At 62.2% G+C, this 19,253-nt stretch carries 21 protein-coding genes and 1 pseudogene; 12 read left to right on the forward strand and 10 right to left on the reverse strand.

All coding sequences use genetic code 11. From position 1 onward, the window contains the following. Positions 1 to 62 precede the first annotated feature (62 nt). From RlegSU303_RS21355 to RlegSU303_RS21370, 4 genes and pseudogenes are all read left to right on the forward strand, one after another. Entirely contained in the window at positions 63 to 731 is a 669-nt protein-coding gene (locus tag RlegSU303_RS21355) for an amino acid ABC transporter permease (protein ID WP_017962397.1), read from the forward strand. Beyond that, the gene (locus tag RlegSU303_RS21360) at positions 728 to 1,375 is read left to right on the forward strand and encodes an amino acid ABC transporter permease (protein ID WP_017962398.1); all 648 of its coding nucleotides are present in this window, start codon (positions 728 to 730) and stop codon (positions 1,373 to 1,375) included. Before RlegSU303_RS21355 ends, RlegSU303_RS21360 begins: the two co-directional genes overlap by 4 nt. Positions 1,376 to 1,567: 192 nt before the next feature. After that, complete coding sequence (locus RlegSU303_RS34395; RefSeq protein ID WP_331275227.1) at positions 1,568 to 1,720, forward strand: hypothetical protein; 153 nt, start codon at positions 1,568 to 1,570, stop codon at positions 1,718 to 1,720. Positions 1,721 to 1,864: 144 nt separating this feature from the next. Beyond that, a pseudogene (locus RlegSU303_RS21370) lies at positions 1,865 to 3,666 on the forward strand (adenine deaminase). A gap of 195 nt (positions 3,667 to 3,861) precedes the next feature. Here RlegSU303_RS21370 and RlegSU303_RS21375 read toward each other — a convergent pair. The 6 genes from RlegSU303_RS21375 to tsaD all read right to left on the reverse strand — a co-directional run bounded on the left by RlegSU303_RS21375 (position 3,862) and on the right by tsaD (position 7,937). Continuing rightward, the gene (locus RlegSU303_RS21375) at positions 3,862 to 4,119 is read right to left on the reverse strand and encodes a CrpP-related protein (protein WP_131719979.1); all 258 of its coding nucleotides are present in this window, start codon (positions 4,117 to 4,119) and stop codon (positions 3,862 to 3,864) included. 347 nt (positions 4,120 to 4,466) lie between these two features. Continuing rightward, positions 4,467 to 5,114: a class I SAM-dependent methyltransferase gene (locus tag RlegSU303_RS21380; protein ID WP_131719978.1), complete on the reverse strand. Its 648-nt coding sequence runs from the start codon at positions 5,112 to 5,114 to the stop codon at positions 4,467 to 4,469. Further along, the gene (locus tag RlegSU303_RS21385) at positions 5,111 to 5,542 is read right to left on the reverse strand and encodes an EVE domain-containing protein (RefSeq protein WP_003543603.1); all 432 of its coding nucleotides are present in this window, start codon (positions 5,540 to 5,542) and stop codon (positions 5,111 to 5,113) included. The genes RlegSU303_RS21380 and RlegSU303_RS21385 overlap by 4 nt, the downstream gene beginning before the upstream one ends. 2 nt (positions 5,543 to 5,544) lie before the next feature. Then, positions 5,545 to 5,838: a YciI-like protein gene (locus RlegSU303_RS21390; RefSeq protein WP_131719977.1), complete on the reverse strand. Its 294-nt coding sequence runs from the start codon at positions 5,836 to 5,838 to the stop codon at positions 5,545 to 5,547. A 9-nt stretch (positions 5,839 to 5,847) separates the two neighbouring features. Then, on the reverse strand, positions 5,848 to 6,831 hold the full coding sequence (locus RlegSU303_RS21395) for an NAD(P)H-dependent glycerol-3-phosphate dehydrogenase (protein WP_017962403.1): 984 nt from the start codon (positions 6,829 to 6,831) through the stop codon (positions 5,848 to 5,850). Further along, positions 6,828 to 7,937 (reverse strand): tRNA (adenosine(37)-N6)-threonylcarbamoyltransferase complex transferase subunit TsaD, encoded by a 1,110-nt coding sequence (tsaD, locus tag RlegSU303_RS21400; RefSeq protein ID WP_017962404.1) that lies wholly within the window; start codon positions 7,935 to 7,937, stop codon positions 6,828 to 6,830. Before tsaD ends, RlegSU303_RS21395 begins: the two co-directional genes overlap by 4 nt. 72 nt (positions 7,938 to 8,009) lie before the next feature. On the opposite strand from tsaD, the gene hemC reads away from it, so the two are divergent. From hemC to RlegSU303_RS21430, 6 genes are all read left to right on the forward strand, one after another. Then, on the forward strand, positions 8,010 to 8,939 hold the full coding sequence (hemC, locus tag RlegSU303_RS21405) for a hydroxymethylbilane synthase (RefSeq protein WP_077977850.1): 930 nt from the start codon (positions 8,010 to 8,012) through the stop codon (positions 8,937 to 8,939). 7 nt (positions 8,940 to 8,946) lie between these two features. Continuing rightward, positions 8,947 to 9,654, forward strand: a complete 708-nt coding sequence (locus tag RlegSU303_RS21410; protein ID WP_017962406.1) for a uroporphyrinogen-III synthase — start codon at positions 8,947 to 8,949, stop codon at positions 9,652 to 9,654. A gap of 68 nt (positions 9,655 to 9,722) precedes the next feature. Next, positions 9,723 to 10,991, forward strand: a complete 1,269-nt coding sequence (locus RlegSU303_RS21415; RefSeq protein WP_205928081.1) for a COG4223 family protein — start codon at positions 9,723 to 9,725, stop codon at positions 10,989 to 10,991. 4 nt (positions 10,992 to 10,995) lie between these two features. Continuing rightward, positions 10,996 to 12,624 (forward strand): heme biosynthesis protein HemY, encoded by a 1,629-nt coding sequence (locus RlegSU303_RS21420; protein WP_131719975.1) that lies wholly within the window; start codon positions 10,996 to 10,998, stop codon positions 12,622 to 12,624. A gap of 17 nt (positions 12,625 to 12,641) precedes the next feature. Continuing rightward, the gene (locus RlegSU303_RS21425; protein WP_017962409.1) at positions 12,642 to 13,127 is read left to right on the forward strand and encodes a tellurite resistance TerB family protein; all 486 of its coding nucleotides are present in this window, start codon (positions 12,642 to 12,644) and stop codon (positions 13,125 to 13,127) included. Then, a complete protein-coding gene (locus tag RlegSU303_RS21430) occupies positions 13,096 to 13,869 on the forward strand; it encodes a glutamine amidotransferase (RefSeq protein ID WP_131719974.1) in 774 nt (257 codons plus the stop codon). Before RlegSU303_RS21425 ends, RlegSU303_RS21430 begins: the two co-directional genes overlap by 32 nt. 3 nt (positions 13,870 to 13,872) lie before the next feature. Here the strand turns inward: RlegSU303_RS21430 and RlegSU303_RS21435 are convergent, their stop codons facing one another. After that, positions 13,873 to 15,120 (reverse strand): MFS transporter, encoded by a 1,248-nt coding sequence (locus RlegSU303_RS21435; RefSeq protein WP_131719973.1) that lies wholly within the window; start codon positions 15,118 to 15,120, stop codon positions 13,873 to 13,875. Positions 15,121 to 15,259: 139 nt separating this feature from the next. Between RlegSU303_RS21435 and RlegSU303_RS21440 the strand changes: the two genes are divergently transcribed. Both RlegSU303_RS21440 and RlegSU303_RS21445 read left to right on the forward strand, forming a co-directional pair. Further along, positions 15,260 to 15,550, forward strand: a complete 291-nt coding sequence (locus RlegSU303_RS21440; protein WP_003543619.1) for a YggT family protein — start codon at positions 15,260 to 15,262, stop codon at positions 15,548 to 15,550. Continuing rightward, positions 15,547 to 15,858, forward strand: coding sequence for a DUF167 domain-containing protein (locus RlegSU303_RS21445; RefSeq protein ID WP_064649684.1), 312 nt, complete (start codon positions 15,547 to 15,549; stop codon positions 15,856 to 15,858). The genes RlegSU303_RS21440 and RlegSU303_RS21445 overlap by 4 nt, the downstream gene beginning before the upstream one ends. 4 nt (positions 15,859 to 15,862) lie before the next feature. Here RlegSU303_RS21445 and ppa read toward each other — a convergent pair whose 3' ends face one another. The 3 genes from ppa to typA all read right to left on the reverse strand — a co-directional run bounded on the left by ppa (position 15,863) and on the right by typA (position 19,140). Continuing rightward, entirely contained in the window at positions 15,863 to 16,396 is a 534-nt protein-coding gene (gene ppa, locus RlegSU303_RS21450; RefSeq protein WP_011653868.1) for an inorganic diphosphatase, read from the reverse strand. A 201-nt stretch (positions 16,397 to 16,597) separates the two neighbouring features. Next, positions 16,598 to 17,104: a GNAT family N-acetyltransferase gene (locus tag RlegSU303_RS21455; RefSeq protein WP_003543622.1), complete on the reverse strand. Its 507-nt coding sequence runs from the start codon at positions 17,102 to 17,104 to the stop codon at positions 16,598 to 16,600. 215 nt (positions 17,105 to 17,319) lie between these two features. Further along, positions 17,320 to 19,140 (reverse strand): translational GTPase TypA, encoded by a 1,821-nt coding sequence (gene typA / locus RlegSU303_RS21460; protein WP_131719972.1) that lies wholly within the window; start codon positions 19,138 to 19,140, stop codon positions 17,320 to 17,322. Positions 19,141 to 19,253 lie beyond the last annotated feature (113 nt).

Consider the following 19,253-nt stretch of genomic DNA (forward strand, 5'->3'; position numbering starts at 1 on the left):
GAGAGGCGGATCGGGATTTCGGGCCGACCCGGCCCGGATCATCCGGCTCCAAAGGACAAGCGATGAGATACAGCCTCGATTTCAATTGGCTTTGGGACGGAATGGGAGCTCTGGCTTATGGCGCAGGCACGACGCTTGCACTGACGGTCTCCACATCGGTCCTCGGGATCGTTCTCAGCGTCCTCGGCGCAGCCGCGCGCCGGGGACCCTATCCATGGTTGCGCAAGGTCGTCGGCCTCTATGTGGAAATCATGCGCAACACGCCATTCCTGGTGCAACTGTTCTTCATCTTCTTTGGCTTGCCTAGTCTCGGCATTCGCCTCGATCCGATCACTGCCGCCGTCCTTGCCATGACCCTCAACATGGCGGCCTACACGATCGAGGTGGTCGGGGCCGGGCTCGATGCCATACCGAGAGGCCAGAAGGAGGCGGCGCAGGCGCTCGGCCTCAGGCCTCGGCTGGTGTTCTTCAAGATCATCCTGCCGCAGGCGATCGCCATCATTTTTCCGGCGCTGACGAGCCAGATCATCATCATGATGCTGGAATCGGCGGTGGTTTCGCAAATATCTGTCCGCGAGCTGGCGCAGGAGGCCGATCTGCTTCAGTCGCGCACCTTCCGCTCCTTCGAGACCTATCTGGTGGCGACGTTGATCTACCTCTCGATGTCCGCCGCACTTCGCCGGCTTCTTTTCGCCGGAAAACGCCGTTTTCTGGGAGCCGGTCTGGCATGATTGAGTTCACCTTCTGGGACATTCTGCGCAATCTTGTCTTCGCGACACGCTGGACCCTGCTGCTTTCGCTCGCAGCTTTTGCCGGCGGCGCCATCGTTGGCCTGGCGATCCTGTCTGCGCGGATATCGAAAACGCGTTGGCCGCGCAGCTTCGCGTCCGGCTACATTGCCCTGTTTCAGGGAACGCCGCTCCTGATGCAGCTGTTTTTGATGTTCTTCGGCCTGCCGATGCTCGGCTTCCGGATCGAGTCATGGACCGCCGCCGTTTGCGGCCTGACGTTCTACGCCAGCGCTTATCTTGCCGAAATCTGGCGGAGCGGCGTCGAGGCGGTGCCGCGCGGGCAATGGGACGCCGCAGCCAGCCTGGGCTTGCATCGTCTCCAGGAACTTCGCCTTATCATCCTGCCGCAGGCTTTCCGGATCACCCGCGCGCCGACGGTCGGGTTCTTGGTCCAGTTGATCAAGAGCACCGCACTGGCCTCGATCCTCGGCTTCGACGAACTGCTGAAAACCGCGAACGCCATCAACAACGCGACCTTCGAACCTTTCAAAGTCTACGGTCTCGTCGCAGTGATCTTCTTCGCCCTGTGCTATCCGCTGACGCAATACGCCAGATTTCTGGAGAAGAAAGCGGCATTTGGCTGAGCGGTGTTCAATGCTCCGCATTCCGATCGCAACGACGTGTCCAAAGGGCGGCCGATGCCGGTTGAAAAGCTGGTACGCCGCGCAGCGGCGACGATGCGCTTCGGCGTTCCTCGGTCTATATCGACACCCACGAAGCCCTTCACGAAGCAGGCGATCTGGTTCAGCCGATCAGGGCCGGCGTCATTTCTACAGATGCGGTGCATGCGACACTTGACGAGCTGTGTCGCCGGAATGTTCCAGCGGACGTCCAACGATGAGATCACTCTCTACAAGGCCGTCGGAACCGCATTGGCTGATCTTGCCGCCGCGACGATGGTGTATGAAGCCGCTTTGATCGCCGGCTGACGTCTTCTGGTCCGGGCGATCGCGAATGATCGGAACGCGCCTGTCGCCCTGCGCCAGAGACAACAACTATTCGTGCTTCCTTCCCCCGACGGCGTTCCCTACAATCTCGCCAGTCCTCCCCCGAGCCTTGGAAATGAGGTTTACATGAGCACGCTTACCCGCTTCTCCGTTCAGCCGCTCTCGACCATGACTCGCCGTCTTGCGGATGTCGCCTCCGCTCGTCGCGAACCTGACCTGGTCATCCAGGGCGCACGCGTCTTGTCCACCTATTCGGAGCGCTTTCTCGACGGACGCGAAGTCTGGATTTCGGGGGGCCGCATTGCGGCCGTGAAGCCGGCCGGCAGCTACAGAGGCGGGAGCGCCAAGTTCTACGACGCCAGGGGCGGCATCATCGCCCCGGGCCTGGTCGATCCGCATATCCATATCGAATCCTCGATGTGACGGCCTGCGCCTATGCGGAAGCGGCGCTCCTCAACGGCACGACGACGATCTTCTGCGACAGCCACGAGATCGGCAATGTCATGGACGTCGCCGGCGTCGAGGCCATGCTCGAGGATGCACGGCAGGCGCCGCTGTCGATCTTCCTGACCGTGCCGAGCACCGTGCCGGCGACGACGCCGGATCTGGAAACAGCCGGCGGTGACCTGACGCCGGACAAGATCGCCGCCCTGTTCGACAAGTGGCCGGAAGCCGTGGCTCTCGGTGAGAAAATGGATTTTGTCCCCGTTGCGATGGGCGACGAGCGCAGCCATGCGATCCTGGCTGCAGCACTCGGGCGCGGCAGGCAGGTGTCGGGCCATGTCTACGGACGAGAGTTCGTTGCCGCCTACGCCGCATCCGGCGTTACCGACACGCATGAAGCTATCGACCGCGACATCGCCGACGACCTGCTGGAAGCCGGCGTGTGGATCTTCCTGCGCGGCGGCCCGCCGACGACACCCTGGCATTCGCTGCCGCAGGCGATCAAGACGATCACTGAGCTCGGCGCCTCCCACAAGCGCGTCGCCGTCTGCACCGACGACCGGGATGCCGAAGATCTGCTCGCCTTCGGCCTGGACTGGGTAACGCGCGAAGCCGTGAAATACGGCATGAGGCCGGAACAGGCCTGGGCGATGGGTTCGCTGCACGGCGCGACGCGGTTCGGCATGGAAGGCGAAATCGGCGGTCTGGGCGGCGGGCGCCGCGCCGACCTGGTGCTTCTCAGCGACGACCTCACGCCGGTCAGCACCTGGTATGGCGGCGAGCTCGTCGTCGACAGCAAGAAGATCACGCCGATCCTCGACGAAGCCCTGTCGAAACCGTACCGCTATCCGGATGCCGCCTACCACACCGTCAAGCTGCCAAAAAATCTCAAGCTGACACCGGACCTGCCGACGGAGACGGTCGTCGCTCATACGATCAAGACGGAGCTGCCTGGCATTACCCTCGGCCATGTCACCGTCACGCTGGAACCGGCCAATGACTGGCAGGCGCATTTCGACAAGCACGATCTCTGCTTCGTGACGGTGGTGGAGCGTCACGGCAAGTCTGCCGGCAATGTCGCCCACGGGCTGCTCAACGGCTTCGGCCTCAGACAAGGCGCGGTCGCATCCTCGGTCGGCCACGACAGCCACAATATCATCGTCGCCGGCACCAATGCCGCGGACATGCAGGTGGCGCTCGACGCGATCGAAGAAAAGCAGGGTGGCGTCTGTGTCGTGATGGACGGCAAGGTGACGGCCATGGTGCCACTGCCGATCGCCGGGCTTTTGTCCGACAAGCGCGTGCACCAGGTCGCCGACGAGGTAAAGGCCCTGAAGCTCGAATGGGAAAAGGCAGGCTGCACCATCGCCTATATGGGCTTCAACCTTATCCCGCTATCGGTCATCCCGGAAATCCGGATAACCGACAAGGGCCTGGTGCTGGTGCCGGAAATGGTGATCTCGCCGCTCTTCGAAAAGGCCTGAACGCTGGCAATCTGATGGTGAAAGAGGTGCCGATCCTTCGCCGTGACGGGGCAAGAAAACCGAACTTGTCGCTAGACCAATTCCAGGAAAAGTGCGAAGCGGTTTTCCGTCCGGAATGCGTAAAAACAAAAGGATAGAGCGGTTCTGCGCTTCCGTTAAAAGCTGAACCGCTCTAACAAACCACCATCAATAACGTTAGGCATCGAGCGCACGGTGTTTGGCAGTCGAGATCAGCTCCTTGAAGTGCGCAGCAATTCTATCTTCGCGGCTAGCGTCCTCCGCTTCCCAACCGAACTTCCACGCGTCGTGACGCGCAAGCCAATCGCCGAGGGCGCTGGTATCACCAGTAGGGATCCTATAGGCGGCGAGGTATGGGTTTTCGTGAGCCTTCAGGCCGAGCACCCGCGCCCTTGAGCCCGCTTCCTGCAGATCGATCAGCTCTTCAATTGTCATACGCGATCCCCCACGATGTGGGCGACGGTAGCATCGCAGTCCGCGCATGCAAGTGAATGCTAATTAATGGGTTAATTTGGGACAGTTGCGGTGACAAGCGGCGCAGCATAACGATCTGATATAGCAACATAACGCTTCCTGATCGAAGACGTTGCTTTACCGATTGAACCCCTGAGGGACGCCGCACATACTCTTGGTCATTACAATGACAAAGAGGGTAACATGTTAGAATTCAATATAATGCGGGCTCACGCCGGTCGCCTTCCGGCCGATCCCACAGCATGCCTTGCCTTGCTTGGGAAGTGTCCGGTGATCGCGAATGATCGAGTCCCGAATGTCGATCCGATCTAGGAAGCGAAGCGCCACACTGTCGTCTTCTTGATTTCGCTGTCCTCCAGCGCCCGCGTTACCGGCACCTCATAAACCGCGCAGAATTCCAGCCGATCCCGAGGCAGATAGCTGCGCCCGGGATCGCCGACCAGCACCGGCTTGCCGTCGGCTGCCAGCTTGGCGAACCAGGGAACGAGCGCGTCGGCGAAAGCGCGGTCGTAGAAGACGTCACCGGCAAGCACGATATCCGCGTCGACGGCCTGCCCGATCAGATCGGCGCCTGTAAATCCGAGCGAAACGCGGTTGGCCTCGGCATTCAGCCGGACTGCGGCTTCCGCCCAGGGATCGATATCGGCGGCGGTGACTTCCCGGGCACCGGCGATCATCGCCGCAATGCCGACAAGGCCGGAACCGCTGGCGAAATCGAGCACGCGCTTGCCGCGCACCGTTTCCGGATGATCGAGAACGTAGCGCGCCAGTCCTTGCCCGCCTGCCCAGGCAAAAGCCCAAAAGGGCGGCGGCAGGCCGATTGCTTCCAGTTCCTCCTCCGTCTTCAGCCAGAGCTCATGCGCCTCGCTCGCCAGATAGAGCGAAACCTCCGGCACATGCGGCGGCGGCATCAGGCTGGTATTGGCGCGGATGAAGGCTTGCGGATCGGTCTTCAACGCGGCGGATTGTCCAATCCGCCCATCCGGCAGACTTCGAGATATTCTTCCTCGGTCACCGGCTGCACCGAAAGCCGCATCGAGGTGACGAGCGCCATCTTGGCGAGCTTCTCGCTCGCCTTGACATCCTTCAGCGTCACCGGCTTCGGCACGTCCATGACGGCGCGGATATCGACGCAATCCCACTTCGGATCGCCCTTGGCGGAGGAATCGGGATGCGACAGGGCGCAGACTTCGACGATGCCGACGATCTCCAGCCCGTCATTGGAATGATAGAAAAACCCTTTGTCGCCGATCTGCATCGCCCGCATGTTGTTGCGCGCCAGATAGTTGCGGACGCCGGTCCATTCCGTGCCCTTTTCGCCGGCAGCCTTCTGCTGCTCCCAGGACCAGGAAGCGGGTTCGGATTTATAGAGCCAATGCGCCATGCTCACGCCTCCGGTTTGTTGAAGACCCAGTTGTAGGCCTTGATGTCGACGCTTTCGAATAGTCCGGCCTTGGCATAGGGATCGGCATCGGCAAGCGCACGCGCCGCCTCTTTCGATTCCGCTTCGACGATGATCAGGCTGCCGCAGGGCTTGCCGTCGTCATCGAGAAACGGCCCGGCGATCTTCAGCGTGCCCTCGGCATTCAGCTTGTTCAGATGCTCGATGTGCGTCGGACGCGTATCCATGCGCACGTTCAGATGTCCCGGTTTGTCCTTGCAGAGAAGGGCGAAAAGCATATCTATCTCCTATTCGGTGGTGATCGGACGCGTCATCAGCTGCTCTATCGCTTCTGATATGTCGAGCTTGCCGTCGATGATGGCGGAAATGGCGTCTGTGATCGGCATGCTGACCTTCAACTCTGCTGCAAGCCGCGAGGCGACAGAGGCGGCAAACGCGCCTTCCACCAGCGCACCCTGCAGGGGATCGCTCTTTTCGCCGCGCCCGAGCGCTATGCCGAAGCGTAGATTTCGCGATTGATGGCTCGTTGCCGTCAGCACCAGATCGCCGAGGCCGGAAAGCCCGCGCACCGTATCCGCCTGCCCGCCCTGGGCGACGACGAAACGCGACATTTCCGCAAGACCGCGCGCAATCAGCGCCGCACGTGCGGAATCGCCGATGCCACGGCCCTCGACGATGCCGCAGGCGATCGCCAGCACATTCTTCAGCGCGCCGCCGAGCTGCACGCCGATCCGGTCGTTGGAGGCGTAGAGCCGGAAGGTTCGGCCCGATATGGCCTGAGCGAGCCGCTCCGCAATTTCCATGTCGGCTGCGGCAATCGCCATCGCCGTCGGCAGGCCCTTGGCGATATCGGCGGCAAAACCCGGACCGGAGAGCACGGCGACGGGATGGTCCGGCAGTTCCCGTTCCAGCATGTCGGTCAGAAGATTGCCGGTCGCTCGTTCGATACCCTTGGCACAGGTAACGACGACAGCATCCTTGGATAGATAAGGACCGTATTGCCGCGCCGCATCGGCCTGCGCCTGCGACGGCATTGCAAACAGCACGATGGAGGCACCAGCGATCGCATCCGCCTCGGCGGAAAATTCCAGCCTATCGGGCAGGAGAATGCCGGGCAGCACCGTATCATGCAGCCGTTCCGCCTTCAGATCGGCAATCAGTGACGGATTACGCCCGACAAGTGTCACGGCGCTGCGGCCGGCAAGCGCGATGACGGCGGCAAGCGCCGTGCCGAAAGCCCCCGATCCGACGACGGCGATGTTTTCACTCATGCCTTGGCCCCTCGTTTTCCGAAACCGATCAGCGTTTCCGCATTGGAATCGAGCGGCCAGCGCGAGCGCGGCTGCACATCGAGCGGATCCGGTGCAGCGCCGGTCGCCATCCGCTCCAGTCCCGCCCAGGCGATCATCACGGCATTGTCGGTGCAGAGCCTGAGCGGCGGCGCGACGAAGCGGAAGCCGTTCTTGTCGCACAGCGCCTGCAGCGTGCCGCGCAGTTCGAGATTGGCGGCGACACCGCCGGCAACGACGAGCGCCGGCTTTTCGCCAGTCGCTGGGAATGTCGCCGGAAATTCCGTCTTGAACCGCTGCAGGCCGCGGCCGATACGGTCCTTCAGCGTCCGCGAAACCGCCTTCTGGAACGAGGCGCAGATATCCGCCACGTCCTGATCACTAAGCGGCGCGATATCCTGCGCCGCCTGCCGCACCGCCGTCTTCAGGCCAGAGAAGGAGAAATCGAGCCTCGCCTCGCCGACCAGTGGCCGCGGAAAATCGAAGCGATCGGGATTGCCGTCCCGCGCCATCCGCTCTACCGCCGGGCCGCCGGGATAGGGCAGGCCGAGCAACTTTGCCGTCTTATCGAAGGCTTCGCCGAGCGCATCGTCGATCGTGGTGCCCCAGCGCTCGTACTGTCCGACGCCGCGCACCAGGATGAGCTGGGTATGGCCGCCGGAGACGAGCAGCATCAGATAGGGAAAGGAAAGCCCGTCCGTCAGCCGCGCCGTCAGCGCATGGCCTTCGAGATGGTTGATCGCATAGAGCGGCTTGCCGGCGGCTCTGGCGATCGCCTTGCCGGTCATCAATCCCACCAGTAGCCCGCCGATCAGCCCCGGGCCCGACGTGGCGGCGATGGCGTCGACGTCGTTGAGCGACACATTGGCGCGCTTCAGCGCTTCCTCGATCAGCTCGTCGAGTGCCTCAACATGGGCGCGTGCGGCGATCTCTGGCACCACGCCGCCATAGGCGCTATGCTCGTCGAGCTGGGAAAGCACGACATCCGACAGCACGTTGGAATGCCCCTCAGCATCGCGCTCGACGACCGCGGCGGCGGTCTCGTCGCAGCTCGTTTCGATGCCAAGGATGCGCAGAAAGGGAACCATGAAGCCTGTTCGTTGATTGCGATGGGATGGAAACCCGTTTACGAGAACTCCGGTAACAACGGAATAGAGCGGATGCAAACAAAACCTTTCCGGATCGGCACTCGGGGCAGCCCGCTGGCGCTTGCCCAGGCGCATGAGGCCCGCGACAGGCTGATGGCGGCGCATCATCTGCCCGAGGACATGTTCGAGATCGTCGTGCTGACCACCAAGGGCGACCGCATCACCGACCGGTCGCTGGCCGAGATCGGCGGCAAGGGCCTGTTCACCGAAGAGCTCGAACAGAAGCTTGCCGCCGGCGAGCTGGATTTCGCCGTGCATTCCGCCAAGGACATGGCGACGAAGCTGCCCGAGGGGCTTTATCTCTCCGCCTATCTGCCGCGCGAGGATATCCGCGACGCCGTCATCGGCCGCACCGCCCGAAAGCTGATCGACCTGCCGCATGGCGCCACCGTCGGTTCCTCGTCGCTCCGCCGCCAGGCGCTGATCCGCCGGATGCGGCCGGATATCAATGTCGTCACCTTCCGCGGCCTGGTCGAAACGCGCCTGCGCAAGCTCGAAGCGGGCGAGGTTGATGCGACCCTGCTGGCGCTTGCCGGTCTGAAGCGTCTCGGCAAGGTCGACGTTCTGACCGATATCCTCGACCCCGACACCTTCCCGCCGGCGCCGGCGCAGGGAGCGATCTGCATCGAAAGCCGCATCGGCGATGCCAGGGTCGACGATCTGCTGGCACCTGTTAACGATGGCCCGACCTTCGACACCGTCTCCTGCGAACGCGCCTTCCTCGCCGCACTCGACGGCTCCTGCCGCACGCCGATCGGCGGTTATGCCGTCTGCGAAGGCGACCTGATCCGGTTCTCCGGCCTCATCATCACCCCCGACGGCCGCAGCCAGCATGCGGTGACGACCGACGGCCACCGCCGCGATGCGGCAGCACTCGGCACTCGCGCCGGCCAGGACGTGCGCGCCAGGGCCGGCAGCGCCTTTTTCGACGACTGGCACTGAAGCGGCCATGCGCGTGCTCGTCACCCGCCCCGCGCATTCGGCGACGAGAACCGCACAACGTCTGCGCGATATGGGCCACGAGCCGCTGCTGCTGCCGCTGCGTCAGCCGCTGCACGATAGCAATGCCGCGGCGGACGCGCTTGCAGCTACCAGCGGCGCAATTGCGGTGACCAGCGCCGAAGCCATCAGGGTCCTCTCCGCACTCGGCGAGAAACTTCACCCGCATCTTGCCCGTCCGCTTTTTGCGGTCGGCGAAACGACGGCGGAAGAGGCGAGCAGCCTCGGCTTCCGATCGGTCGCCTCATCCCAGGGCAACGGCGGCGATCTCGCCGATCTCGTCGCGACGGAGAAACTGGGCACGCTGCTCTACCTAGCCGGTACCCCGCGCGCCGAGACCTTTGAAAGGCGATTGCGCGAACTCGGCATCCATTTTTCCGTCGCCGAATGCTACCGCATGCAGCCGGCCGTCCCCGACCCCGCCGAGATTGACGCGATCTTCGATAACGGTTACCCGGACGCCATTCTCTTCTATTCCCGCCAGACGGCTGAGGATTTCTTTCGTCTGCCGGAGCCGCGGGCGGCCCCGCCGAAGCGCAACGCAATTCGCCTCCTTTGCTTGAGCCAGGCGGTGGCGGAGGCCGTTCCAGCGGCTTTGAAAAAAAACGTAATGATCTCACCGATGACGAATGAGGAAAGCCTTTTGTCGCTGCTTTGAAGGCTCTGCTCGCCCAAATTTGATCTAACCTCTTCCCTTAACTGGCATCACTGTCTAGTTTCGTTGCAATGCAGGATAAAGAGGACCTCATGGTATCGGGAAACCCGCCACGCCATTCGAAGAGCGCCGACGAACCGGTCACGATCGACCTCGATGCACAGGAATTCGCCGCTGCAGCCGATACCGAAAAACCGGTAGACAATGAAACCGGCGATGCCGACAGCACTACCGGCGATGTCGGCCTGCCGCCCGAAACCGAGACGGCGTCGCATGCCGAACATGAAGAGAAGCCTGTAATGGATGCGCCGGAGGAGGAACCGGCAGCTCCAGAACCTTCCTTCACCCCTCCTCCCGAACAGCCCGCGCCGAAGAGCGCCGGCACCTCCGGTCTCATTGCCGCCGGCATCTTCGGCGGCCTTGTGGCGCTGCTTGGCGCCGGCGCCATCCAGTATGCCGGTTACCTCCCGGGCTCCTCCGTGCCGCAGACGACCTCGCCCGAGACGGCCGATCTTGCCGGCGAGATCGACGGCCTGAAACAGGCCGTCGCCAACCTTGCCGCCAATCCGGCGGGTACGGACGACGGCGAGCTTGCGAAACGCGTCGCTGCGCTGGAAACGACTGCGAAGGCCCCCGCGGTCGCCGCACCAGCCGAGTCTGTCAATGTCGAGGCACTCAACCAGAAGATTGCAGAACTGACCGGTCAGGTCGACCAGCTGCGCTCGACGCTTGCCCAGTCTTCCGAGCAGCAGACGACGAACCGCGCCGATATCGCCAAGCGCCTCGAAGAGGCCGAAAAGAAGCTGAACGAGCCGCGCGAGGACGTCGCCGTTGCCCGGGCGATCGCCGCTGCCGCCCTGAAGGCGGCGATCGATCGCGGTGGCCCGTTCCTGGCCGAGCTCGACACCTTCGCCGGCGTTGCCCCCGACGATCCAGCCGTCGCCGACCTCAGAGCCTTTGCCCAGACCGGCGTTCCCTCACGCACCGAGCTGGTGGGCGAGGTTCCCGATGTCGCCACCGCGATCGTCGAAGCCGTCAACCAGCCGGATCCGAACCAGAGCTGGTCGGACCGGCTGATGTCGAGCGCCAAGTCGCTGGTGACCGTTCGTCCCGTCGGCAATATCGAGGGTGAAAGCGTCGAAGCTATCGCCGCCCGCATGGAGGAGAAGGTGAAGAACGGCGACCTGCCCGGCGCTTCCGCCGAATGGAACAGCCTGCCCGCCCTCGGCAAACAGGCGTCCGCCGCCTTCAAGCAATCGCTCGAAGCGCGCATCCGCGTCGAGGAACTGGTCGGCGGCGCGCTGTCGAAAGCGGTTTCTGGCACCGGCAAGGAAGGATGAGACCATGCTGATCCGCCTTGTCGTCTTCGCCCTCTTCGTGCTGCTTCTTGCCTATGGCTTCTCCTGGCTTGCCGATCGTCCCGGTGACCTCTCGCTGATCTGGGAGGGCCAGATCTACCAGACGAAGCTGATCGTCGCCGCCAGCGCGATCATCGCGCTGGTCGCCGCCGTGATGATCGCCTGGTGGTTCGTCCGCCTGGTGTGGACCTCGCCGCATTCGGTGACGCGTTATTTCCGCGCCCGCAAGCGGGACCGCGGGTATCAGGCGCTGTCGACCGGCCTGATCGCCGCCGGCGCCGGCAATGCGCTGCTTGCCCGCAAGATGGCCGCCCGCTCGCGCGGCCTGATCCGCGCCGATCAGGAACCGCTGATCAACCTGCTCGAGGCCCAGGCCGCCCTGATCGAAGGTCGCCATGATGAGGCGCGCGCCAAGTTCGAGGCCATGGCCAACGATCCCGAGACGCGCGAGCTCGGTCTGCGCGGCCTCTATCTGGAAGCCCGCCGTCTCGGGGCCAACGAGGCCGCCCGCCAATATGCCGAAAAGGCTGCCGACAACGCGCCTTATCTTCCCTGGGCCGCACAGGCGACGCTCGAATATCGCAGCCAGGCTGGCCGCTGGGATGATGCGATCCGCCTGCTCGAACAGCAAAAGGCCGCCCGCGTCGTCGAAAAGGCCGAAGCCAACCGTTTGCACGCCGTCCTCTTGACGGCGCGCGCCGGCGAGAAGCTGGAAAGCAACCCGACGGGTGCCCGCGACGACGCTCTGCAGGCGTTGAAGCTAGCCGCCGATTTCATTCCGGCAGCCCTCATCGCCGCAAAGGCGCTGTTTCGCGAAGGCGGCGTGCGCAAGGCCGCCTCGATCCTTGAACAGGCATGGAAATCGGCCCCTCATCCTGAGATCGGCCAAGCCTATGTCAGGGCCCGCAGCGGCGATTCGACGCTCGACCGGCTGAAGCGTGCCGAACGGCTGGAAGGGCAGCGCCCGAACAACGTCGAATCCCTTCTCGTCGTCGCCCAGGCAGCCCTCGACGCGCAGCAATTCGCCAAGGCTCGCGCCAAAGCGGAGGCAGCGGCGCGCATGCAGCCGCGTGAAGCAGCCTACCTGCTTTTGGCCGACATCGAGGAAGCCGAGACCGGAGACCAGGGCCGCGTGCGCCATTGGCTGGCCCAGGCGCTCAAGGCGCCGCGCGATCCGGCCTGGGTGGCAGACGGCTTCGTATCGGACAAGTGGCTGCCGGTATCGCCGGTGACCGGCCGCCTCGACGCCTTCGAATGGAAGGCGCCCTTCGGCCAGATCGAGGGTACGCTCGAAGACGGTTCGGCCCCGGCCTCTATCGAAACGGCTTTGAAGACATTGCCGCCGCTGCGTGACGTCAGACCGGAAAGCCCCGTCAACGACCATCGCATCATCGAGTTGGAACGCGCTGCGACGATTGCCGAGGCCGTGCGCCCCGCGCCGGCACCAGCACCGGCACCGGCACCGGCAAAACCGAAACCCGCCGAACCGGCCGTGAGCGATAAAGCGCCGGCGCCGAGCGAGGCAAAACCTTTCTTTGGCGGACTGCCGGATGATCCCGGCGTTCGCGATCCCAGGGTGGAACCGGAACCCAAGACACGGCTCCGCCTTTTTTGAAATGGAACGAAAACCGCATGTTCGAACGCTTTCAGGCATTCTTCCAGAAGCTCACCGCCGACAACCCGAAGAAAGGCTTTGCCCCTGATGATCCACGCATCACAGTGGCAGCGCTCTGCATGCAGGTCATGGAGGCCGACGGTCAGATCAAAGCCAGCGAGAAGAAGCGGCTGCGCAAACTCCTGAAGGAGCAGTATGCGCTCGACGGCAAGCAGCTCGATGCTCTGATGGCCGCCGGTCTCGAGGCCGAAAGCTCCGCCGTCGACTATTATCGCTTCACCGCCGATCTGAAACGTCATCTCAATACCGAGCAACGGCTGGAACTAATCGGCATCCTCTGGGACATCGTCTATGCCGATGGCGAGCGCAGCGAGATGGAAGACCATGTGATCTGGCGTATCGCCGATCTGCTCGGCGTCTCCTCGCGCGAGCGCATCCAGAAGCGGCAGGAGGCCGCCGCCAGGGTGACAGATGTCCAGGTTGCGCAAGATGATGCCGACTGAGCAAAACCCGAACCGCGACGAGCGCCCGATCCTCATCGTCCTGCATCAGGAGCGGTCGAGCCCCGGCCGTGTCGGCCAATTGCTCGTCGAAAAGGGCTACCGCCTCGATATCCGTCGCCCGGTTCTCGGCCAGCCGCTTCCGACAACACTTGAAGACTATGCCGGCGCCGTCGTCTTCGGCGGGCCGATGAGCGCCAATGATCCCGATGACTTCGTCAAGAAGGAGATCGACTGGATTGATATTCCGCTCCGGGAAAAACGCCCCTATCTCGGTATCTGCCTCGGCGCGCAGATGCTGGTGCGTCATCTCGGCGGCAAGGTGCAGTCGAATGCCGACGGCTCGACGGAGATCGGCTGGTATCCGCTGCACCCGACCGAGAAGGGCCGCCTGCTGATGCACTGGCCGAAGATGGTCTATCATTTCCACCGCGAAGGCTTCGAGCTGCCGCGTGGCGCCGACCTGCTGGCCGAAGGCGATGCCTATCCGAACCAGGCCTTCCGCTACGACGGCAACGCCTGGGGCCTGCAGTTCCATGCCGAACTGACCCGGGTGATGATGCATCGCTGGGTCGTGCATGGCGCCCATCGCTTCATCCTGCCGAACGCCCAGCAGGGCCGCGAACATCTCGAAGGCCGCATGCTGTTCGACGCGCCGCTGAAAGCCTGGCTGACCGAATTTCTCGACATCGTCTTCGAGGGAAAGACGGCGAAGGCGACGTCTTCCATCGCTCTTCGCGCTTAATCCCTAAATCGATTGCGCTGGGGTAGGCGCGTCGAGCGTATCGATCCCACGCAGTTTGGGGAAACTCGACGCCCAGATCGCCGCCACGACAAGCGTCCCGACACCGCCGATGACAACCGCCGGCACCGCGCCGAACAGCGCCGCCATCGTGCCCGCCCTGAATTCCCCGAGTTCGTTCGAAGCGCCGACGAAGACCATGTTGACCGCATTGACACGGCCGCGCAGATGATCCGGCGTCCAGAGCGCAATCAGGCTCTCGCGTACATAGACCGACACCATGTCGGCCGCACCCATCAGCGCCAGCGCCGCGATCGAGACCTCGGTGTTGGTCGAGACGCCGAAGATGATCGTTCCGACGCCGAACAGGGCGACGCCGATGAACATGTAGATGCCGGCGCGATGTCTGAGCGGATAGGCGGCCAGGAAGATCGCCATAACGATGGCACCAAGTCCGGGTGCGGCGCGTAGCAGTCCGAGGCCCCAGGGACCGAGGGTGAGAATGTCACGTGCGAAGATCGGCATCAGCGCCGTGGCCCCGCCGAGCAGCACGGCGAAGAGATCGAGCGAGATCGCCCCGAGCACCACCTTTTCGGCACGGATGAAACTGAAGCCGCCGAGGATCATCGCCCAGCTCTTGGTCTCGCCGGTCGTCTTCTGCACCGGTTTCGGGATCATGTAGAGAAGGGCGGCACCGAGGACGGAAAAGATCACCGCCACCGTATAGGCAGTCGGCGCACTGACACCGTAGAGCAGGCCACCGAGCACCGGCCCGGTGATTGCCGCGAGCTGCCAGGACGACGAATTCCAGGCGATGGCATTGGAGAGTGCCTCCTCCGGCACGAGATTGGGCGCCAGCGACTGCACTGCCGGCGACATGAAGGCGCGCTCGATGCCGAAGATCAAAAGCACCGCGAAGACAGGCAGCGGCGTAAAGCTTCCCATCAAAGTCATCACAAGCAGTGCCAGCGTGCAGAGCGCGCTCACCAGCGAGCAGAGTGCGGCGATCGCCCGGCGATTGTACCGGTCGGCCACCGAACCGGTGACGAGGATGAGCAGCAGCGACGGCAGGAACTGCACGAGACCGATCAATCCGAGGTAGATCGCGCTGCCCGTCTGGTCGTACATCTGCCAGCCGACGGCGACGCTGACGATCTGCTGCGAGAAGGAAAGCAGGAAGCGCGCGAAGAAGAACCGCGTGTAGGAGGAATGCCGGAACGCGGCAAAACGGTCTCCGGTGGGCGAAAACGACATGGATGTTTTCCGAGGAGACGGGCGCCGGAATAGCTGCAAAGCCGCCCGTTAAACATGATTCACCGTGTGTTTCCACACGGCACTTGCCCGTTTAGTCGCCAATGTCTACATGTCTGTCAACAACGAATTGGAGACGATGATGTTTGCGCTGTTTCAAACCATTGATTTGGCTTTGAATATTTACACCTGGATCCTGATTGCCAGTGCCATTTTTTCCTGGCTCTATGCCTTCAATGTTATCAATTCCAGCAATCAGTTCGTCAATTCGGTCGGCACATTCCTCTATAATGTCACCGAGCCGGTGCTGAAGCCGATCCGCAGCCGGCTGCCGAATCTTGGCGGCATCGATATTTCGCCGATCATCCTGCTGCTGATCATCTTCTTCCTGCGCACCCTGCTTTGGACCACGCTGTACCCGCTGGTCGCTTGAGCCGTCCCTGGAGCCTTTTCGATGACCATCTACGCCTCGCCGTCCGGCTGACGCCGAATGGCGGGCGTGATGCTCTCGACGGCGTTGAGGCCGACGGCGAGGGTGAAGCTTTCCTGAAGGCACGCGTCACTGCCGTGCCCGAGAAAGGCAAGGCCAACAAGGCACTCATCCTTTTGATCGCAAAATCCCTGCGCATTCCCAAATCCAGCGTCAGCCTCGTCTCGGGTGAGACCGCGCGCAAAAAAATCCTCCGGATCGACGGCGATCCGGAGGATTTGGTAAAAAAGCTCGAGATATTTTTAGGCTGAGCGATCAGCCTTTCTTCTTGGCGCGCTCGACGGCTTCGAGGATGAGTTCGCCGGCTTCCTTGGAGTCGCCCCAGCCGAAGATCTTCACCCACTTGCCGGGTTCCAGATCCTTGTAGTGCTCGAAGAAGTGCTCGATCTGCTTCAGCGTGATCTCGGGAAGATCGGTGTAGTCCTTCACCTTCTCATAGCGCAGCGTCAGCTTCGGCGACGGCACGGCGATGATCTTCTCGTCCTTGCCGGAATTGTCTTCCATCTTCAGGACGCCGATCGGGCGCACATTGATGACGCAGCCGGGAACCAGCGGGCGGGTGCTGGCGATCAGGACGTCGATCGGGTCACCATCTTCCGACAGCGTGTGCGGCACGAAACCATAATTGCCCGGATAGGTCATCGGCGTATAGAGGAAGCGATCGACCACCAGGGTACCGGCTTCCTTGTCCATCTCATACTTGATGGGATGACCGCCGACCGGAACCTCAACGATAACGTTGACGTCCTCAGGTGGATTGTTACCGATTGAAATGGCGTCGATGCGCATAGAAAACTCCCGCGACGTTGAATTTGCTCGCAGCCAGATAATCAGTTTCATGCGGCAACGCAACATCGCACAGCGCCAATGCTTGACTGCACCGGGCCACATTCACATCAAAAGTTTCCAATAGGAGATAGGCGAACATCGACTCCAGCGCCGCGGCGTCTTTTCAGACGCCGAGCGCACTGTGGCACCTTGAACGGCCGTTCAACTCCAGATGAAGCCGATCTTCTTCAACTGCCTGTGGTCGAAACTTTCCATGCCTTCGCAGAAATCGACGCCGCCATGATTGCGGTAGAAGTGGCTGGCGGTCTCGTTATCCTCGAGGCACCAGACGACCAGCCCGTTGCAGCCGAGCGACTTCAAGAGCCGGCGCGCTTCGCCGAACAGCATCCTGCCAAGGCCGATGCCTTGATATTCAGGCCGAAGATAAAGCTCGTAAATCTCGCCTTCCTGCGGCAGAGCGCGGGCGCGATTGAGGCCGAGCGTCGCGTAGCCGGCAACTGTTCCGGCAACATCGAGAACCAGCAGCGTTGCGGGTCCCCGCGTCGCCTTGCGCCACCAGCTTTCGCCGCGCCGCTCGATCATCTGCGTCAGCGCGCGATGCGGAATGATGCCCGCGTAGGTGTGTTGCCAGGCAAGCCTGTGTGTTTCCGATATGGCTCGGGCATCTTGCGGCTCGGCCCGCCGGACATCGATCGACAACGTCTTCATAACGTTTACTCTGGTCCCGCCGAGGGCAATTAACCATATGCACAGGGGCATCGTGATCGATTGCCCACAGACTTGATATGTGGACGACGATCAAAAGTTAACGCTTTTTTAACGATTGTCACAAGATGGAATCGACGCGGCGCACAATAAAAAACCCCGGCGCGAAGGCCGGGGTTTCTAAGGTTTTCTGAAAGATTGCGACGCGCTCTAGGCGCTCAGAGAGCCGCCTTCGTCTTTTCGAAACGCTTGCGATCGTTTGCGTCGAGATACATCTTGCGCAGACGAATATTCTTCGGCGTCACTTCCATCAGCTCGTCATCCTGAATCCAGGAGAGCGCGCGATCAAGCGTCATGCGGATCGGCGGCGTCAGCTTCACCGCTTCATCCTTGCCGGCGGCGCGGATGTTGGTGAGCTGCTTGCCCTTCAGGACGTTGACTTCAAGGTCGTTGTCGCGCGAATGGATGCCGATGATCATGCCGGCATAGACCTTTTCGCCCGGCTCGATGATCATCGGGCCACGATCTTCCAAATTGAACATCGCATAGGCGACGGCTTCGCCGGGAGCGTTGGCGAGCAGCACGCCGTTGACGCGGCCGCCGATCACACCCTTGTAGGGCTGATAGTCGTGGAACAGGCGGTTCATGATGGCCGTGCCGCGCGTATCCGTCAGCAGCTCCGACTGGTAGCCGATCAGGCCACGGGTCGGTGCGTAGAAACGCAGGCGGAGACGGTTGCCGCCCGACGGACGCAGCTCGACCATTTCGGCCTTGCGCTCGGACATCTTCTGCACGACGACACCGGAATGTTCTTCGTCGACGTCGATGACGACTTCTTCGACCGGCTCCAGAAGCTGGCCGTTTTCATCCTTGTGCATCACGACGCGCGGACGCGACACGGCAAGCTCGAAGCCTTCGCGACGCATGGTTTCGATGAGAACGGCGAGCTGAAGTTCGCCTCGGCCGGACACGTAGAACGAATCCTTGCCTTCGGCTTCTTCGATCTTCAGGGCGACGTTGCCTTCCGCTTCCTTGAAGAGACGGTCGCGGATGACGCGTGAGGTCACCTTGTCGCCTTCAGTGCCGGCCAGCGGGCTATCGTTGACGATGAAGGACATGGTGACGGTCGGCGGATCGATCGGCTGTGCCTGGAGCGGCTCGGTGATCGAGGGATCGCAGAAGGTGTCGGCGACCGTGCCCTTGGAAAGGCCGGCGATCGCGATAATGTCGCCCTGATGCGCTTCGTCGATTGCCGTGCGCTCGATGCCGCGGAAGGCGAGGATCTTGGAAATACGGCCGGTTTCGATCGTCTTGCCGTCGGCGTGGAGAACCTTCACGGCCTGGTTCGGCTTGATGGAACCGGAATTGATACGACCGGTGATGATGCGGCCGAGGAAGGGGTTGGCTTCGAGGATCGTGCCGATCATCGTGAACGGACCTTCGTGGACGGTCGGCTCCGGAACATGCTTGAGCACCAGGTCGAGAAGCGGGGTAAGACCCTGATCCTTCGGACCTTCCGGATTGACGTTCATCCAGCCGTCGCGGCCGGAACCGTAGAGGATCGGGAAGTCGAGCTGCTCGTCGGTCGCGTCGAGGTTTGCAAAGAGGTCGAAGACTTCGTTAATGACTTCTTCGTGGCGTCCATCCGGACGGTCGATCTTGTTGATCGCGACGATCGGACGAAGACCGACCTTCAACGCCTTGGAGACAACGAACTTGGTCTGCGGCATCGGGCCTTCAGAGGAGTCGACGAGAACGATCGCGCCATCCACCATCGAGAGAATGCGCTCGACTTCACCGCCAAAGTCGGCGTGGCCGGGGGTGTCGACGATGTTGATGCGGACACCCTTCCATTCCACCGAGGTCGCCTTGGCGAGAATGGTGATGCCGCGTTCTTTTTCGAGATCGTTCGAGTCCATCACGCGTTCAGCGACACGCTGATTTTCGCGGAACGAGCCGGACTGCTTGAGAAGCTCATCCACCAGGGTCGTTTTGCCATGGTCAACGTGCGCGATGATCGCGATATTGCGAAGTGACATATGTGAAATCTCTGAGGCTGGGGCGCACGCTCTAGAGGACGCGCCTATTAGTTTGGGGCGTCCATACAGTTTTTTTTGTGTTTGCGAAAGGGGGGAACGCGCAAAAGCTGCGG

The sequence above is a fragment of the Rhizobium sp. SU303 genome, assembly GCF_021052345.1.
Lineage (GTDB): Bacteria > Pseudomonadota > Alphaproteobacteria > Rhizobiales > Rhizobiaceae > Rhizobium > Rhizobium laguerreae.